Annotated in this window: 17 protein-coding genes; 14 read left to right on the top strand and 3 right to left on the bottom strand. The window is 60.8% G+C overall.

What is annotated here, in order from left to right; all coding sequences use genetic code 11:
- Positions 1–70 precede the first annotated feature (70 nt).
- A complete protein-coding gene (locus AC0VX3_RS19800; RefSeq protein ID WP_475521956.1) occupies positions 71–1,711 on the bottom strand; it encodes an EAL domain-containing protein in 1,641 nt (546 codons plus the stop codon).
- Between the two features lie 395 nt (positions 1,712–2,106).
- Between AC0VX3_RS19800 and AC0VX3_RS19795 the strand changes: the two genes are divergently transcribed.
- Both AC0VX3_RS19795 and AC0VX3_RS19790 read left to right on the top strand, forming a co-directional pair.
- Entirely contained in the window at positions 2,107–2,481 is a 375-nt protein-coding gene (locus tag AC0VX3_RS19795; protein ID WP_475521955.1) for a VOC family protein, read from the top strand.
- 12 nt (positions 2,482–2,493) lie between these two features.
- Positions 2,494–3,195, top strand: coding sequence for a helix-turn-helix transcriptional regulator (locus AC0VX3_RS19790; protein ID WP_475521954.1), 702 nt, complete (start codon positions 2,494–2,496; stop codon positions 3,193–3,195).
- On the opposite strand, the gene AC0VX3_RS19785 is transcribed toward AC0VX3_RS19790, so the two are convergent.
- The gene (locus AC0VX3_RS19785; protein ID WP_475521953.1) at positions 3,150–4,016 is read right to left on the bottom strand and encodes a DUF1194 domain-containing protein; all 867 of its coding nucleotides are present in this window, start codon (positions 4,014–4,016) and stop codon (positions 3,150–3,152) included. The two genes, AC0VX3_RS19790 and AC0VX3_RS19785, sit on opposite strands and share 46 nt — an antisense overlap.
- A 168-nt stretch (positions 4,017–4,184) precedes the next feature.
- On the opposite strand from AC0VX3_RS19785, the gene AC0VX3_RS19780 reads away from it, so the two are divergent.
- The 7 genes from AC0VX3_RS19780 (at position 4,185) to AC0VX3_RS19750 (ending at position 9,610) form a co-directional block, all read left to right on the top strand.
- On the top strand, positions 4,185–5,723 hold the full coding sequence (locus AC0VX3_RS19780; protein WP_475521952.1) for a glycosyl hydrolase: 1,539 nt from the start codon (positions 4,185–4,187) through the stop codon (positions 5,721–5,723).
- Positions 5,720–6,463, top strand: a complete 744-nt coding sequence (locus tag AC0VX3_RS19775; protein WP_475521951.1) for an HAD-IIB family hydrolase — start codon at positions 5,720–5,722, stop codon at positions 6,461–6,463. Before AC0VX3_RS19780 ends, AC0VX3_RS19775 begins: the two co-directional genes overlap by 4 nt.
- 108 nt (positions 6,464–6,571) lie before the next feature.
- Positions 6,572–7,465: a glycosyltransferase gene (locus AC0VX3_RS19770; RefSeq protein ID WP_475521950.1), complete on the top strand. Its 894-nt coding sequence runs from the start codon at positions 6,572–6,574 to the stop codon at positions 7,463–7,465.
- Positions 7,450–7,866, top strand: coding sequence for a glycosyltransferase (locus AC0VX3_RS19765; protein ID WP_475521949.1), 417 nt, complete (start codon positions 7,450–7,452; stop codon positions 7,864–7,866). The genes AC0VX3_RS19770 and AC0VX3_RS19765 overlap by 16 nt, the downstream gene beginning before the upstream one ends.
- A gap of 704 nt (positions 7,867–8,570) precedes the next feature.
- A complete protein-coding gene (gene alaE, locus AC0VX3_RS19760) occupies positions 8,571–8,981 on the top strand; it encodes an L-alanine exporter AlaE (protein ID WP_475521948.1) in 411 nt (136 codons plus the stop codon).
- Between the two features lie 71 nt (positions 8,982–9,052).
- Complete coding sequence (locus AC0VX3_RS19755; protein WP_475521947.1) at positions 9,053–9,316, top strand: type II toxin-antitoxin system ParD family antitoxin; 264 nt, start codon at positions 9,053–9,055, stop codon at positions 9,314–9,316.
- Positions 9,317–9,319: 3 nt separating this feature from the next.
- Positions 9,320–9,610, top strand: coding sequence for a type II toxin-antitoxin system RelE/ParE family toxin (locus AC0VX3_RS19750; RefSeq protein WP_475521946.1), 291 nt, complete (start codon positions 9,320–9,322; stop codon positions 9,608–9,610).
- A 188-nt stretch (positions 9,611–9,798) separates the two neighbouring features.
- Here AC0VX3_RS19750 and AC0VX3_RS19745 read toward each other — a convergent pair whose 3' ends face one another.
- Complete coding sequence (locus AC0VX3_RS19745) at positions 9,799–10,425, bottom strand: TetR/AcrR family transcriptional regulator (protein ID WP_475521945.1); 627 nt, start codon at positions 10,423–10,425, stop codon at positions 9,799–9,801.
- A 78-nt stretch (positions 10,426–10,503) separates the two neighbouring features.
- Here AC0VX3_RS19745 and AC0VX3_RS19740 point away from each other — a divergent pair, with 78 nt between their 5' ends.
- The 5 genes from AC0VX3_RS19740 (at position 10,504) to AC0VX3_RS19720 (ending at position 14,551) form a co-directional block, all read left to right on the top strand.
- Positions 10,504–11,229 carry a DUF1499 domain-containing protein gene (locus AC0VX3_RS19740; RefSeq protein WP_475521944.1) on the top strand — a complete coding sequence of 242 codons (726 nt, stop codon included), beginning with the start codon at positions 10,504–10,506 and terminating at the stop codon, positions 11,227–11,229.
- A gap of 22 nt (positions 11,230–11,251) precedes the next feature.
- Positions 11,252–11,791, top strand: a complete 540-nt coding sequence (locus AC0VX3_RS19735) for a ricin-type beta-trefoil lectin domain protein (protein WP_475521943.1) — start codon at positions 11,252–11,254, stop codon at positions 11,789–11,791.
- 337 nt (positions 11,792–12,128) lie between these two features.
- Positions 12,129–12,380 (top strand): PepSY domain-containing protein, encoded by a 252-nt coding sequence (locus AC0VX3_RS19730; RefSeq protein ID WP_348151129.1) that lies wholly within the window; start codon positions 12,129–12,131, stop codon positions 12,378–12,380.
- Between the two features lie 85 nt (positions 12,381–12,465).
- Positions 12,466–13,134 carry a response regulator transcription factor gene (locus AC0VX3_RS19725; RefSeq protein WP_475521942.1) on the top strand — a complete coding sequence of 223 codons (669 nt, stop codon included), beginning with the start codon at positions 12,466–12,468 and terminating at the stop codon, positions 13,132–13,134.
- Positions 13,124–14,551 (top strand): ATP-binding protein, encoded by a 1,428-nt coding sequence (locus tag AC0VX3_RS19720; protein WP_475521941.1) that lies wholly within the window; start codon positions 13,124–13,126, stop codon positions 14,549–14,551. The genes AC0VX3_RS19725 and AC0VX3_RS19720 overlap by 11 nt, the downstream gene beginning before the upstream one ends.
- Positions 14,552–14,609 lie beyond the last annotated feature (58 nt).

The following is a 14,609-nucleotide window of genomic DNA, read 5'->3' as shown; positions in this document are numbered from 1 at the left end:
CGTTCGGATTTGGAAGGGAGAATTGGGACACCGTCGCTGGCCGGGAGTGCTTCCCGGGCGCAGAAAGTCGTCAGATGGCGGCGGCCTGTTTCAACTTGGGCAAACGGCCTTCCGCGGGCATCCTGTCTTTGAGGGTCTGTTCAAGCAGGTAGAGCGCGAAGTCGCGGATCGGCATGGGCCGGGCGAAATAATAGCCTTGCGCAAAGTCGACATTCCGGGTCCTCAGGGAGGCAAGCTGTTCGGCGCTCTCGACGCCTTCCGCGCAGACTTTCATGGCATGCGCATCGGCAATGCCGAGGATTGCGTGCACAAAGACCCCGCGCGCGCTCTCCGTCGTCGTGCCGAGGTCGTCGATGAACATCTTGTCGATCTTCACCACGTCGGGGTTCAGGGCCTTGATCTGGGCGAGATTGGAATACCCCGTGCCGAAATCGTCAATCGCGATCTGGCAGCCGATGCTGCGCAGGTACTCGAGCGATTTGGCGATGCTGGTCCCGGTGCCGATGCCGGTTTCCAGGATTTCGCAGCTCAGCGATATGTTCGCCTGAGTCGCGGTTTCGAAAACCGGCGACTTGATCACGGTCTGGATTCGCTCGTCGTCCAGATCCACCTGAAAGAAATTGACGCCGACCTTGAAGCCCGGACGTCCGGCCAGCAGGGGCGTCAGATCCTGCAGCGCCTTCGCGATGATGATCTCCGTGAATTCCCAGGTCAGTCCCTGTTCCTGGATGATGGCGATGAATTCATCGGGAAACAGCTTTCCCTGCGCATCCTCGAAACGCGCCAGAACCTCGCAGCCCTCGCATGTCATCGTGTTCAGGGTAACGAACGGCTGGAAGTGGGGTTCGAAGCCCTTGCCGCCATTCTTGATGGCGCGCCGGATCCGGCCGGCGGGGCTGTTGCGTTGCCGGACGATGCGGCGCAGCCGCTGGGACACGAGAATGCCGATAATGAGACTGAACACGGTGAATATGGCGATCAGGGAATCGTTGTCCCTCATGACCTTGCCGGCATGGATCTTGGTCAGGTAGCAAAGCCTGACCGGAGCGTCACCGCAGGCATGGGCGTACACATGGCCGAAGACGGGGCCGAAGCTGTCGCGTGACTGTTTCAGCAGGTCGCGGTTTCCCGCCATGCGGAAAAGTTCGGCATCCGGATCCTGCGTGTTGGAGATGTACAGCAGGCTGTCGGTGGTCTCCGGCAGGCCCCCGGTCCGGTAAAAGGACACCGCGTAGCGGTTCTTCTTGATGAGAGTGACATCGTCGACACCCGCAACAGCCCTGAACGGTGTCCGGTACCAGGCCACGCGGCCGTCCGAAAACGGGCTGGTGATTTCCGGCGGCCCAAAGTCGAATGCCGGCTCGAAGCGGCCGAAACTCGAGGCACAGGTCGTTCTGGTATCGCCATCGGGGAAAAACCAGATGTTCGTGATGTGATTGTCGTTGTAGACGATCGTATTGAGCTGGTTCAGGTGCTCGGTGCCGCAATCTTGCGTCGGAAGAGCTTCCAGCTCGGCGTAGAGCCTGTTGCCACCGTCAATATTTGCAAGCCAGATGCTGAACAGACCCGATGTCCGCTTTTGCAGGTCCCGGTGTGCCTCGAAGGCGATGCCGGACCAGGCCAGCATCATCATCAGGACAAACGTCGTCAGACCGGCGAGAATGGCTGGCAACAGGGGGCGGTTAAAAAGCGTGTTCAGGTGTCGAGCCATTTATGTGCAAGGTTCTCCTGCAGATTTTCTAACGCGCGCGGACTTAAGAACATGTCAACCGGTAGCATTAAAGTCGATTAACGTCTTTTGCTTGTGTGAAAGTCGCGGCAACAGCGTCCGGAAGGCATGTCGGTTTGCAAACCCGACTGTCTCCGGCGCCGGTATTCTCCGCGGGCTCAAGTCGATGGCCCGGATAATATTGCTCCGGTGTGCCCGCGGGTGTCATCGCTGGCCCGATATTGTCACGCGACATTCGAAGCGACGCAAAGGTACGAAAATTTGTTCTGTTTTCACATGATCTTGCAAAAGACAGACTGAGGCTTTCTCCTGACAGGAGGCTGTCAGGAGGGGTTTGCTAATCGTGGTCTCCGTTACACCAACGAAGGAGACGTCCGATGAGCTTTACACCCGATAATTTCACGGTCTGGATGGAAATCCCGGTTTCGGATCTGGACAAGGCGATCCGCTTTTACAACGACGTGTTCAAGACGGACCTTGGACGGGTCAAGGACATGGGTCCGAACGAATTTGCAATGTTTCCAACGAAAGAGCAGGGTGGCGTCGCGGGGCACCTCTATCCGGGAACGCCCGCGCAGAAGGGAACGGGGCCGACCATTCACCTGGCTTGCCCGGACAGCCTGGAAGCAACCATGGAACGATTTGCGAAAGCAGGTGGCGAAGTCATCTCCGATCCGATCGCAATTCCGGCGGGCCGCTTTGCCTATGGCATCGATCCGGACGGCAATTCGGTCGGAATGTTCGCGTCCTGAGGACCTGACGTCATGAGACGAGCCGACCGCCTGTTTCAGATCGTGCAATACCTGCGCGGCGGTCGGCTCGTCAGGGCCCGGCAGCTGTCCGAATGGCTGGAGGTCTCCGAAAGGACGATCTACCGCGATGTGGTCGACCTTCAGGCCTCCGGTGTCCCGATCGAGGGCGCGTCCGGTGTCGGCTACATCCTGCGGGACGGCTATGACCTGCCGCCGCTCATGTTCACACGCGACGAAATCGTTGCCCTGCTGGCCGGCGCGCGCCTCATCAGGGCCTGGGGCGGTGTCGCCATGGCCAGGGCCGCCGAGGAGGCAATGGTCAAGATTGATGCTGTCCTGCCGGAAAAGAGGCGGATACGTCAGAACGAGATCGAGATCCATGCCTTCGCGCCGGAAATGACCCAGCAGGTCCGGGCACATATCGATTTTCTGGAGGTCGCGGCCGATGCGCGCAAACGGTTGTCGATCGCCTACAGCGACAGCAAGGGCGATCCGAGCCGCCGGGTGATCCGGCCTCTGGGGCTCTGGTTCTGGGGCAAGGTCTGGACGCTCGTTGCCTGGTGCGAACTCCGCCAGGATTTTCGTGTCTTCCGCCTCGACCGGATTTCCGAACTGCGGGAAGAAGGCGACAATTTCGCTGCCGAGCCGGGCAAGACCCTCAAGGATTTCTACCGCTCTTTCGAGGAGGAGGACAAACGCAAGCGCGATGCCTGAAGGGCCGGCGACGGAGGAACGTGATCTTGAACGATGCGGCTCCCGGCGAAAAGCATCTCCGGTGAGGCCCTATCCTCGTCCAGAGCGGCGTAGCCGTTGCCGAAGATCTCCCGCAGGAGCTTGCGTTTCATGGCGACGGCATAGTCGTCATAGGTCGCCGCCACCTCGACGAAGGCACCGGGGCCCCTGATGACCTTGGCGCCGTAATAGCGCGCCGCCGGCGTATCGGCGCCGGAAATGACCAGACCGTTGACTGTAACGCCCTCGAAGTTGAACGCCTTGTAGGCGCTTTCCGGGCCGAAGCCGTCGTTGTTGATGCCGTCCCCGGCAACGTCGATGACCTTGCGGGCACAGCGCCGGGGCGCCTGTTGCATGCGCACCGCGGCATGCCCGAGGGCGTAGCCGATCGCAGTCGGGAACTCCGTGTAGCCGCGCGGCGCCCGGCGCAGGATCTCGGCGGCCTCGTTCGCGCTGGCATTGTCCCAAAGGTGCTTCCAGCCGAGTTGCTCCAGTTGCTTGTGCCGGCCACTCCATTCGAAACTGGTCACCCAGATGCCGCCGACGGCAATGATCGCCTGGACCACTTCGGGATCGCGAAGCGCATCCGCAAGTCCGTTGATCTGGAGCGCGTGTTCTTGCGCATCGACGCTTGCCGAACCATCCATTGCCAGCACAAGCGACAGCGAGCAGGCATGTGCCTGCGGTGCGCAGCCGAGCAGAAAGGCGACGGTCAGGACCCGCTGCAACCAGCCCATGACACCTCGTTCGCGCAGGAAAAACCGGCGCCGGGACATCAAGGGCTGCAGGCGTCGACCGGACATGTTGAAATCCTAGAGCCTTTGCGGAAGATGGCAAATCAATTGAGCGGGACAGGGACCCGGGCCTCGCGGCGCCGAACAGGACCCTCCCGGACTGCCGGAATGCTGCACTGCAAATTTTTTTCGGTGAGCCTCTTGAACCGGCCGAAACAACTGGGGCAGGGTTAGGGCATGTATGCATCACATGGATTTCTGCGGTCTGATATCGGCGACGTCGATGTCGTTTATCATGACGGCACCTATCATCTCTTCCATCTGGTGCTGCCCAATCACGACTTCATCGCCCATGCGGTCAGTTCCGACGGAATGACCTGGCGCCGGGTCAGGAACGCGCTGTTTGTCGGCGAACCGGGAGACTGGGACGACGACATGCTGTGGACGATGCATGTCACACCCGACCCCGACCGTCCGGGCGAATGGCGCATGTTCTATACGGGACTGGCGCGGTCCGAACACGGTCGGGTGCAAAGGGTCGGCATGGCCCGTTCTACGGATCTCTATCACTGGGACCGCTGCAATCACGGCCACTATCCGCTCGAAATTCCCGCACCGCACTACGAGAGTTCGATCGACGAGGGCCGGCGCTGGGTCAGCTTCCGGGACCCGTTTTTCTATCAGGACGCGGAGACCGGCGACCGGCTTCTGCTCAGCACGGCGCGGATCAAGGACGGACCGGTCATCCGCCGGGGCTGTGTCGGACTGGCGCGGGAAGTGACGCCCGACGTATTCGACTTTGAGGCGCCGCTGTACCGTCCCGGCCTCTATGACAACGTCGAGGTGCCGAACCTGTTCAAGCTGGACGGGCGCTTCTACCTGATGGGGTCGATCCGGGAGGATATCAAGATCCACTACTGGTATGCCGATGCGCTTGAAGGCCCGTACCAGAACTTTTTCAACAACGTGATCCTGCCGACTGGCAACTACGCGGGCCGCATCTGCCGCACCGACGACAAGTTGCTGTTGTTCAACTTCTTCTCCAAGACGGAAAATGTCTACGGACGCGAAGTGGTGAAGAAGCTGTTGCCGCCGCCGAAGGAAATGGTCACGGACAGTGCCGGGCGTCTGAAACTGAAATCCAGTTCGGTCTTCGATTCGCTCATCACCGGGCGGCAGATCGTGACCGCGTCGTACCAGTGCAAGTTCCTGTACGACAATCCGCATGCGTCCGCGGTCGACCGGCCCGACGGCCTGCACCTGTCCTGCAAGAGCGGATACGAGGCCTTCATGGTGCCCGGACAGCATGAGGACTTCCGGCTGCGCGCCAGTCTGATGCTGGAAGGGCTCGGCAAGACCGGACTGGTCCTGCGCATGAACGAGGAGGGCGACGGCTATTACCTGTCGCTGGACCTGGTGAACGGCGTTGCCCAGATCCGCGCCTGGGGGGCGAACCCGACACCGGAATTCGAACATGCCTTCCGCTACGAGCCCCTTCAGGAAGCGCAATTCCGGGGCAGCGATCACGGCCCCTGGTGGATCGAGGTGGTTGCCCACGGCATGTATCTGGAGTTCTCCATCGACGGACATGTCGTGCTGTCGCTGGTCGATGACAGTTTCACCGAAGGCGGCATCGGTTTCTACACCGAAAGCGCGGCGGTCTGCCTGAAGGATCTTCACGTCGAGACCCTGAGCCGGCCTGTCAGCGAGGACGCCGTTGAAACGGTCTACACCGCGACGAACCCGGCCCCCGATACGGAGGCGGAGGACTTGTGAGTGAGGCGAACGGCAGTCCGGATCCGTGGCTGCTGGTCAGCGACATCGACGACACCCTGACCGGAAGCCGCGCCGACCTCGCTCGGTTGTGGGATCGTCTCAAGGCGCACCCCGGCACCATCCGCCTTGCCCTGAACTCGAGCCGGCCGGCCGCGAGCGTGGACAGGACACTCGCGGATTATTTTCCGGACGACTTCCGGCCGGATGCGATCATCACCGGTTTGGGAACCGAAATCCGTCTGGGCCGTTCCTTTCTGGACACCTGGCGCCGGCAATTCATTGACTGGCCCGACAGGGAAATCCGCAAACTGGTCGAGGGCATGGGCTACACAGCGCACGAGGACATCTTCCAGACCGAGGGCAAGGCGAGTTTCGCCGTGGCCGGCCGGGAGGACGCGGACAGGGTTCTGGAGCGTCTCCGGAAGGAGGGCATTGCCTTCAGGTCGATCTATTCCGGTGCCGCCGATCTGGACATCCTGGCGCCCGAAGCTGGCAAGGACGCCGCCATGCGTCACCTTGCCGGGCACTTGGGCATCCCTGTCGAGCGGACTGTCGCAGCGGGCGATTCAGGCAACGACCTGGCCTTGTTCGAAGCCGCCGGCCGCGCCATCGCGGTCGGCAACGCGCGCGAGGAACTTCTCGCAACCATGCCGCGTCACAAGACCTACCGCGCGACAGCGCATCATGCCGCCGGGGTTCTCGAGGGGCTGATCGAATTCGGCCTGCTGCCGGAGCAGTAGGCCGCATATCCAGTCCTTCCGGAACACGGCGGGCGGATCGACGATCAAAAACAAAAAAAATGGCCTGGGAAGATGGAGCCACACGCCCACAGGAAAAGGTTGGACCACATGAACAAGCACAACATCGGATCACTTCTGATGATTTCGCTGCACGGCTATGTCGCGGGCTCGCCCGAACTCGGAAAACCGGACACGGGCGGCCAGGTGGTTTTCGTGCTGGAGCTCGCCAAGCGCTTTGCCCGGCTCGGCTACAGGGTCGATGTCATGACCCGCCAGTTTGAAGGCCAGCCGGCCGAGGATGTCGTCAATGACAATCTGCGCGTGGTGCGCGTTCCCTTCGGCGGCGACGACTTCATCCGCAAGGAGGACATGCACGACTGGTACGGCGATTTTGTCACCAACGCGCTTGCCATGATCCGTCACCGCAACATCCAGTACGATGTCATCAACAGCCACTACTGGGATGCGGGCGTCTCGGGTCAGAAAATCGCCGAGGAACTGCAGATCCCCCATATCCACACGCCGCATTCGCTCGGCTGGTGGAAACGCCACGACATGGCCGGAGCCAGCGAAGAGGAGATGGCGGGCTACCGCTTCGAGGAACGCATCCAGAAGGAATTCGTGCTCTACCGCAATTGCGATCATGTCATTGCGACGACCGAGCAGCAGACAGATCTGATCGTCGAGCAATATCAGCTCCCCAGGGACCATATCTCCATGATCCCGCCCGGGATCGACGAAGGCCGCTTTACGCCCGCCACGCCGGGCAAGGTGGCCGCAGTGCGCCAGAAACACGATTTTCGGGACACCGATATCTACGTCGTCGGCCGGGCCGCCGAGAACAAGGGGTACGACCTTGCGATCGAGGCCCTTCCCAGCCTCCTGAAGCTTCAGCCGGACGCACGCTCGTGCTGGCGGCGGGCGCCAATTCGGACAGCGACATCGCCCTCCTGGACCAGTGGAAGCAGGTCGCTGCCGAAAAGGGCGTGGCGGATTCCATAAGCTGGCGAGGATATGTCGCCGACGAGGACCTTGCCGATTTCTACCGGGCGCCGGGCATCTTCGCATTGCCGTCCCGCTACGAGCCCTTCGGCATGACCGCGGTGGAAGCCATGGCCTGCGGCACGCCGACCGTGGTCACGGTCCATGGCGGCCTGTTCGACCAGATCGAGTTCGGCCGGCATGCCCTGGTCGCCGATCCGAAGCGGCCGGAAGAATTCGCCGCCATGCTCAACATGCCGATGCAATATCCCTGGCTGCGCGAGACCCTGTCCGTGGAAGGCGCCCGCTTCGCCCGGCGCGTCTTCGGCTGGACCGGCATCGCCCGCCGCACCCTGCAGGTGTTCGACCACTTCAAGGGCCGCTACGATGATTTGCAGACGGAGGATCTGGTGGCGCTGTAGGGGAGGGGCCGTTTCGGGATAGACTGGCCGGTCAAGTGCGCTCCGAGGCGCGGCAGCGCTTGTGCCTGTCTCTTCTGTCATCAACTCTGTTGATCGAAAAAGAGGCTGATCACCACCCTCGGTGTCACCCCGGCCAAGCGCAGCGCCGAGCCGGGGCCTACTCGCGATGCCGCTTGCAGAAGCAACAGCGGTTTGCGCAAGCCGTGCTGCGAATGGCTGCACTCCTGTCGCTGGCCAGGAGGTTCGCATATGCAGTGATCCACAGGACATCCAACAGAAGCTCTGCAAACGAGTAGGCCCCGGATCTTCGCTGCGCTGCGTCCGGGGTGACCCCGAGGGTGGTGATCAGCCTCTTCTTGATTCAACTGAGTTGATGACGCCGAGAGGGGGCCCCCACTCGGCTGCAAGCGGAAAGAGCTATCGGGACCCGCAGCCCCGCCACCCCCGAGGCGCCTTCCCCGCCATCGCGCGGGGATCCAGCCGGTGTCGCCTCGCGACGCGCAGCTCGCGGAACACTCTCATGTCATGGTCGAACGGGTTCCTGTTTGTTGAGTTTGGTAGAATTGTCCTGGCCTTCGTTGTGTGCCTTCTGACGGTCCCACCGGCAGCCGGTCGCCGTGGATGCTTCGGTTCAGCCCGTTGGCGTCCGTAGATGAAACCGCCGGGTTGATTTACTTGTGCCCCTGGTATGTTAAAGGGCTTTCATGCGCACTTCGATCATCGACACCATTGCCACGATTGTGTTTTTCACCGTGTTCGCGACCTTTTCGGAACTCGTGATCGCGGGAATGGACCTTGCCTCCGTCCTGACGACCCGGCTTGTCATGATCCCGGTGATGATCGCGACGGGACGCCCCTACACCTTCTGGCGCGACTGGCTTTTCTCACAGGTGCAACCGCGCGGGCGTTTGAGCACCGTGGCGGTGGATATTGCCGCCTTTCTGGTGTTCCAGGTCCCTGTCTATGGGGCGACGCTCATGATCGCGGGGGCGAGCGCGACGGAAGCCCTCGTCGCGATCGGTTCGGCCATTGTGTTCATGGTCCTGCTCGCGCGGCCATTCGGCCTGTTCGTCGAACTCTTTCGTCGCCTGTTCGGCATCGAACAGGCTCGGTGATACGCGCCCCTCGTGCTGACATCTGACTCACAATCATGAGTAACTACGCTGCGACAGCAGGAGGGACCCTTATGGCTGCAGTGGAACGAATGACGATCACCATGCCCCCCGAAATGGCCGAAACCTTGCGCCAGACGGTTGCTGGCGGAGAATACGCCTCGACGAGTGAAGTTGTCCGCGAGGCATTGCGCGACTGGACCCGCAAACGGGACACGGAGCGGCAGGAACTGGAAGCCTTGCGCGCGGCGATCAAGGCCGGTCTGGACAGCGGCCCGGCCATTTCCGCGGATCAGGTCTTCGCGGAACTCCGCGCGCGGTACACAGCGAAACCCTGACCCGTGCCTGACCTGCTTATTCTGCCTGCTGCCCGGGATGATCTTGTTGAAATCGGAGACTTCATCGCCCGCGACAGTCCTGATCGTGCGGTGTCGTTTCTCGCCGAGATCGAAGCCACGATGCGCCAGGCTGCCGAGCGTCCCGATAGTTTCCCCCGGCGTGACGATGTGTGCGAGGGCGTGCGTTCAGCTCGACACGGGCGCTACCTGATTTTCTGTCTTCAAGCAAGCGACGAGGTGAGAGTTATCCGTATGCTGCACGGGGCGCGTGATTTGCCGGTTGCGTTGGGCTGAGGGATGCGTGTGTTCACGGGGGCACAAGACGTTGCCTCGAATGCTGTCGCTAACCGTGGCTGATTGAATGCCCGGCCAGGGCGGGAAGTGGACCTTTTGTTGCGGTTTAACCGAACGGCTGCAATGCGGGATCAAGCCGCCGTTCACTGTTCTCCGTCATCGCGTATTGGAGAAAAGAGGCTGATTGCTTAAGGGAGAGATTTTGGCACCTCATCACCATTCAGGCTAGAATTGGTGGGCGAAAGAAGAAGTCGTGACGCGCCTATCAGACCCTCCCAGACAACATCCAACGCAGCACCAAGAGACAAGTCTTCTTCGTGCTCCCAAAGGTAAATAGCCTTTCCTATCGTGTCGGTAACAAAGGTTGCGAGCGCGGTGGCGGTTTGACGATTACCCGTGCGCTTGCAAAGAGCCTGTGTGAGTTCGTCGCGTTCGGCAGTTAAAAACCCGTCAAGGATGCCGCGCGCTTTCTCATTCGACCGGAGGACTTTTCCCACCATCCGAAGAATGTCTTCATCTCCCGCCAGAGCTTCCATTTGCCTGTCCAAAAGCTGTTTGATATCTGCCGCAATCGATCCTGATCCTTGGCGCAAGATTTCTTTGTCTTCCTCACTAAAGCCCGGGGGATGCCCGATCGCGGCGGCTTCCTTGTTGGCATAATAGTTGAAGAACGTTCTCGTGCTGACGCCAGAGGCGGCGGCGATGCCTTCTGTTGTTATGTTTTCAAGGCCGTTTTGCATGGCTATTTCCAGAGTGGCTCTCTGGATTTCAAGCGCAGTTTCCTGTCGCCGCTTCTGTCGTAACGAAAGTGTCATTGATCAAAACCTTGCATAGTCTGCAAAAAATGCATACCAAGCAACTTGTCTGTACGCAAGTTAAGGGCTGGAAAGAAAATGAAACAAGCGGGAAAGATCGCTCTTATGGTCGCCATCATAGGTGCAATGTGCGTAGCCCTTATGCTGTTTGGAGCGCGATTGGGTCTCTGGGAACCGACTACTGGCCTTGGGCTCTACCGAAATTTCCTCAATCCACTGGGCGCAGTGATTACCGGTGTCGGCTTGCTCGCAATGATTATTCACGTTCTCCGAAAAGAAAAAGGCAGAGCCATTTCAGGCGGCGTTGCAACTTTCATTGGTGTGCTCTGCCTGGTGCCGATGATCACTTCGACAAGCAATCCTCCTGTGCGTTCTGCGCCGATCAATGACATCACCACCGACACGGCCAATCCACCAGCATTCTTAGTATTGGATGATACGCGCGAGGGTGCCCGCACTTCACTCGAATATGCTGGAGCAAAAGTCGCTGAAATCCAGGCTGCTGCTTATCCTGATATCGCACCGCTAGAAACCGACCTCGCGGCTGATGCTGCCTATGCCCGCGCTCTGGAGGTTGCTCAGGATATGGGTTGGGAAATCATCGCGTCTGACGCAGAAAACCATCGATTCGAGGCGACGGCACGGACATCCGTCTTTTACTTTGCAGATGATGTTGTGGTTGTCGTGACTGAGCTAGGAAGTGGTAGCCGCGTTGACATGCGCAGTGTTTCCCGCATCGGTCGCAGTGATCGAGGCGTTAACGCCGCCCGTATTCGCGACTTTCAACAGCAATTCGAAAAATGACCCATTCGGACAGGATTGACCCATGAAAAACACAACTCCGATTTACACCACCATGATCGCTGCTTTAATTGGCCTGACCGTCCCTCAAGCGTCGTTTGCCGATGCTCCTGAAATTAAGACAGTAGGGCCCGTGATTTATCTCGCCGACAACCTGGAGGAAGAGGCCATGCTTGGCTGGTGTATCGACACCGATGGCCGCGAATTCACTGATCTGCTTCATGCGCACTCCTGCAAACCCGCAGGCGACGACGTACTTTTTTCCTATTCTCCAGACAGCGGTATGATTGCTTCCGCGACCTACGAGAACAAGTGCATGGCGTACAACGCGCCAGAAAACGCCGTAAATCCGTTCGGTTTGATCGATTGCGACAACTCGGCTTCAAACCAGAAATTCACCTATGATGAGGCCAGCATGGAATTGCGCCTGGGCACGGATGCGACGCAATGCCTGACCGTCTCCCCAATCATCGACGACGCGGGCCCATTCCAGTCACGTGACCTCATTCTCGCATCCTGTGACGAATTGGCCCCGAGCTTCAAGCAATGGGTCATTCGAGACTAATCCGTGATAACGTTTCGCTGGAGCCACGTACCATCTCGTCGGCATGGTTCCGACGTGAAAGTCCCCCAAGCCCCGAGTGACGCGCCCTCAGCTGTGGCCATGAACTCTCGCGAGCGGCGCCTATTTGGTCAAAAGCAGCCCTTCTCCGCTTCTCTCCCCAACGACCGCTCCTGGCCGGAAGGGACGGTGCATGCAATTCCTCTGAGGGCCTGTTTCGCCGAAACGACGGTCGGGACCTGACGGTTCCTCCCACCCCCATTCCCTGGTTCAGCTTGCGTTCATGTGAAATTGATTACACCTTGCCCAACACTTCGTGAGCAGAACCGGAATCGGACCCGTGAAACAGATATTTTTCCTATTCATATTCTTGTGCGCCGCGGTGGCTCCGGCGCAGGCGGCCTGTCTGTCGGATGCGCAGGCCCGCAAGGTCGTTGCCAGCGGCAAGGCGGCACCGCTGGGTTCTGTCGCCGGCCGGGTGAAGGGGGACATTCTGAAAGCCCAGCTTTGTGAGCAGGGCGGCGGCTATGTCTATGTGCTGTCGGTCAAGAACGGCGGCAAGGTGACAACTGTCACAGTCAACGCCCGTTAGGGTGCGCTTAAGTTGGTACCCCGAGGGGCACCGCATCCGTTGGCACAGCGTCTCACCTCACTGAACCTTTGAAAAGCCGGACCTCATGCGCATTCTTGTTGTTGAAGACGACACCGATCTGAACCGCCAGCTCGTTACCGCCCTGGAAGAGGCCGGCTATGTGGTCGACAGCGCCACGGACGGCGAGGACGGGCATCATCTGGGCGATACCGAACCCTATGACGCGGTCGTGCTGGATCTGGGCCTGCCGACGCTGGATGGTCTGTCGGTTCTGGAAACCTGGCGCCGGGACGGGCGCACCATGCCGGTGCTGATCCTGACGGCTCGCGACCGCTGGTCCGACAAGGTCGCCGGGATCGATGCCGGCGCGGATGACTATGTCGCCAAGCCCTTTCACATGGAGGAGGTGCTGGCCAGGGTGCGCGCGCTGGTCCGGCGCGCCGCCGGGCATGCCTCCAACGAGCTGACCTGCGGACCTGTCCGGCTCGATCTGCGCGCCGGCCGGGTGACGGTCGATGGCGGCGCGATCAAGCTGACCTCCCATGAATACCGTCTGCTGTCCTATCTCCTGCATCACCAGGGCAAGGTGATCTCGAGGACGGAGCTGACCGAGCACCTGTACGATCAGGACTTCGACCGGGATTCCAACACGGTCGAGGTGTTTGTCGGCCGCTTGCGCAAGAAGATCGGCTCGGATCTGATCGAGACCATTCGGGGCCTCGGCTACCGCCTTGGAGCCGCAGGTGACGACTGATCCGGCCGCCCCGGCCGCAATCCGGCAGACGTCCGGGCCGCAGCGGTCGCTGTCGGCCCGTCTGGTCTTTGTTGCGGCCATCTGGTCCGCGGTCGCGCTGGCGCTGGCCGGCATCTTTCTGGTGAGCCTTTACCAGCGGGCGAGCGAACGGGCTTTCGATGCCCAGCTCGAAATTCACATCAACGCCCTGATTTCGGAAATGCTGCAAACCGACGTGGACGGTTCGCCGGCGACGCCACGGGCGCAGGTGACCGCGCCGAGCTACCGGGGCGACCCGCGCTTCTCGTTGCCCTTGTCCGGCTGGTACTGGACTGTGCGCCGGGCGGATGACCCGTCTATCCTTTATGCATCGCAATCCCTTGTCGGCGATCCGCTGAACGCGCCTGCGATCGGGCAGGACGACACCAGCGCCGGGTTCATCGTCGGACCGAAGGGCGACGAGATCCGGGTCCTGCAGCAGCGCATCACCATCGAGGATGTTCCCTATGTCATCGCCGTGGGTGCTTCGACAGCGGTTTTCTGGGCGGAAGTTTCCGAGTTCGGGCGCCTGGTCGCGCTGACCCTGTGTATCGTCGGCATCGGGCTCATCCTTGCGATCTTCCTGCAGGTCCGGATCGGTTTGCGCCCGCTGGGCCGGCTGCGTGCCTCGCTCACCGCCGTGCGCCAGGGGGAGGCGGACCGGATAGACGAGGCCCTGCCGCGCGAGATCGCGCCGCTGGCGGTCGAACTGAACGCGCTGATCGTTTCCAACAGGGAGATCGTCGAGCGGGCCCGGACCCATGTGGGCAATCTGGCGCATGGTCTGAAGACCCCGCTGTCGGTGATCGCCAACGAGGCGCGGGCCTCGGGAGGCCCGCTGGCCGACAAGGTCTCCGAACAGGCGGGGATCATGTCCACCCAGATCCAGCATCACCTGGAGCGGGCGCGCATGGCGGCGCAGCACCGTGTCATCGGGGTGTCCTGCGAGACCGAACCGGTGCTGTCCAGGCTGATCCGCGCCATGGACAAGATCTACCGGGACAAGGGCATGGAGATTGGCTTCGATCAGCAGGAGGAGATCCGTTTCCGCGGAGAAAGCCAGGATCTTGAGGAAATGAGCGGCAACCTCATCGACAATGCCTGCAAATGGGCCGGCTCCAGGGTCACCGTCCGTGTCGCGCCGCTGATCGATCCCGCCAGCAACAGGGACATGTTCGCCATCACGGTGGAGGATGACGGACCGGGGCTGACGCCCGGCCAGCGGGCCGAGGCCGTCAAGCGCGGCAGACGGCTTGACGAGACCGTTCCGGGAACCGGTCTCGGACTGTCGATCGTCGCCGATCTCGTGGCCCTTTACGGCGGTACGTTCGATCTGGACGGGTCCGATCTGGGAGGATTGAGAGCGCGGCTCGTCCTTCCGGCGCTGCGCAAGGAATAGCGGCTATCTGTCGGTCTTCGCCGGAGCGGCGATGCCGTTACCGTGATAAAGTGTGACA

This window comes from Roseibium sp. QJM3NY_11 (genome assembly GCF_056173175.1).
The sequence above is the reverse complement of the archived record's forward strand: the minus strand, read 5'-3'. Positions and strand labels throughout refer to the sequence as shown.

Bases quoted from the DNA above. Each gene is read 5' to 3' on its own strand.
- AC0VX3_RS19780 (WP_475521952.1), top strand. From the start codon at position 4,185: ATGTATGCATCACATGGATTTCTGCGGTCTGATATCGGCGACGTCGAT.
- alaE (WP_475521948.1), top strand. From the start codon at position 8,571: ATGCGCACTTCGATCATCGACACCATTGCCACGATTGTGTTTTTCACC.
- AC0VX3_RS19785 (WP_475521953.1), bottom strand. From the start codon at position 4,016: ATGTCCGGTCGACGCCTGCAGCCCTTGATGTCCCGGCGCCGGTTTTTC.
- AC0VX3_RS19745 (WP_475521945.1), bottom strand. From the start codon at position 10,425: ATGACACTTTCGTTACGACAGAAGCGGCGACAGGAAACTGCGCTTGAA.
- AC0VX3_RS19795 (WP_475521955.1), top strand. From the start codon at position 2,107: ATGAGCTTTACACCCGATAATTTCACGGTCTGGATGGAAATCCCGGTT.
- AC0VX3_RS19735 (WP_475521943.1), top strand. From the start codon at position 11,252: ATGAAAAACACAACTCCGATTTACACCACCATGATCGCTGCTTTAATT.
- AC0VX3_RS19800 (WP_475521956.1), bottom strand. From the start codon at position 1,711: ATGGCTCGACACCTGAACACGCTTTTTAACCGCCCCCTGTTGCCAGCC.
- AC0VX3_RS19770 (WP_475521950.1), top strand. From the start codon at position 6,572: ATGAACAAGCACAACATCGGATCACTTCTGATGATTTCGCTGCACGGC.
- AC0VX3_RS19725 (WP_475521942.1), top strand. From the start codon at position 12,466: ATGCGCATTCTTGTTGTTGAAGACGACACCGATCTGAACCGCCAGCTC.
- AC0VX3_RS19755 (WP_475521947.1), top strand. From the start codon at position 9,053: ATGGCTGCAGTGGAACGAATGACGATCACCATGCCCCCCGAAATGGCC.
- AC0VX3_RS19790 (WP_475521954.1), top strand. From the start codon at position 2,494: ATGAGACGAGCCGACCGCCTGTTTCAGATCGTGCAATACCTGCGCGGC.
- AC0VX3_RS19740 (WP_475521944.1), top strand. From the start codon at position 10,504: ATGAAACAAGCGGGAAAGATCGCTCTTATGGTCGCCATCATAGGTGCA.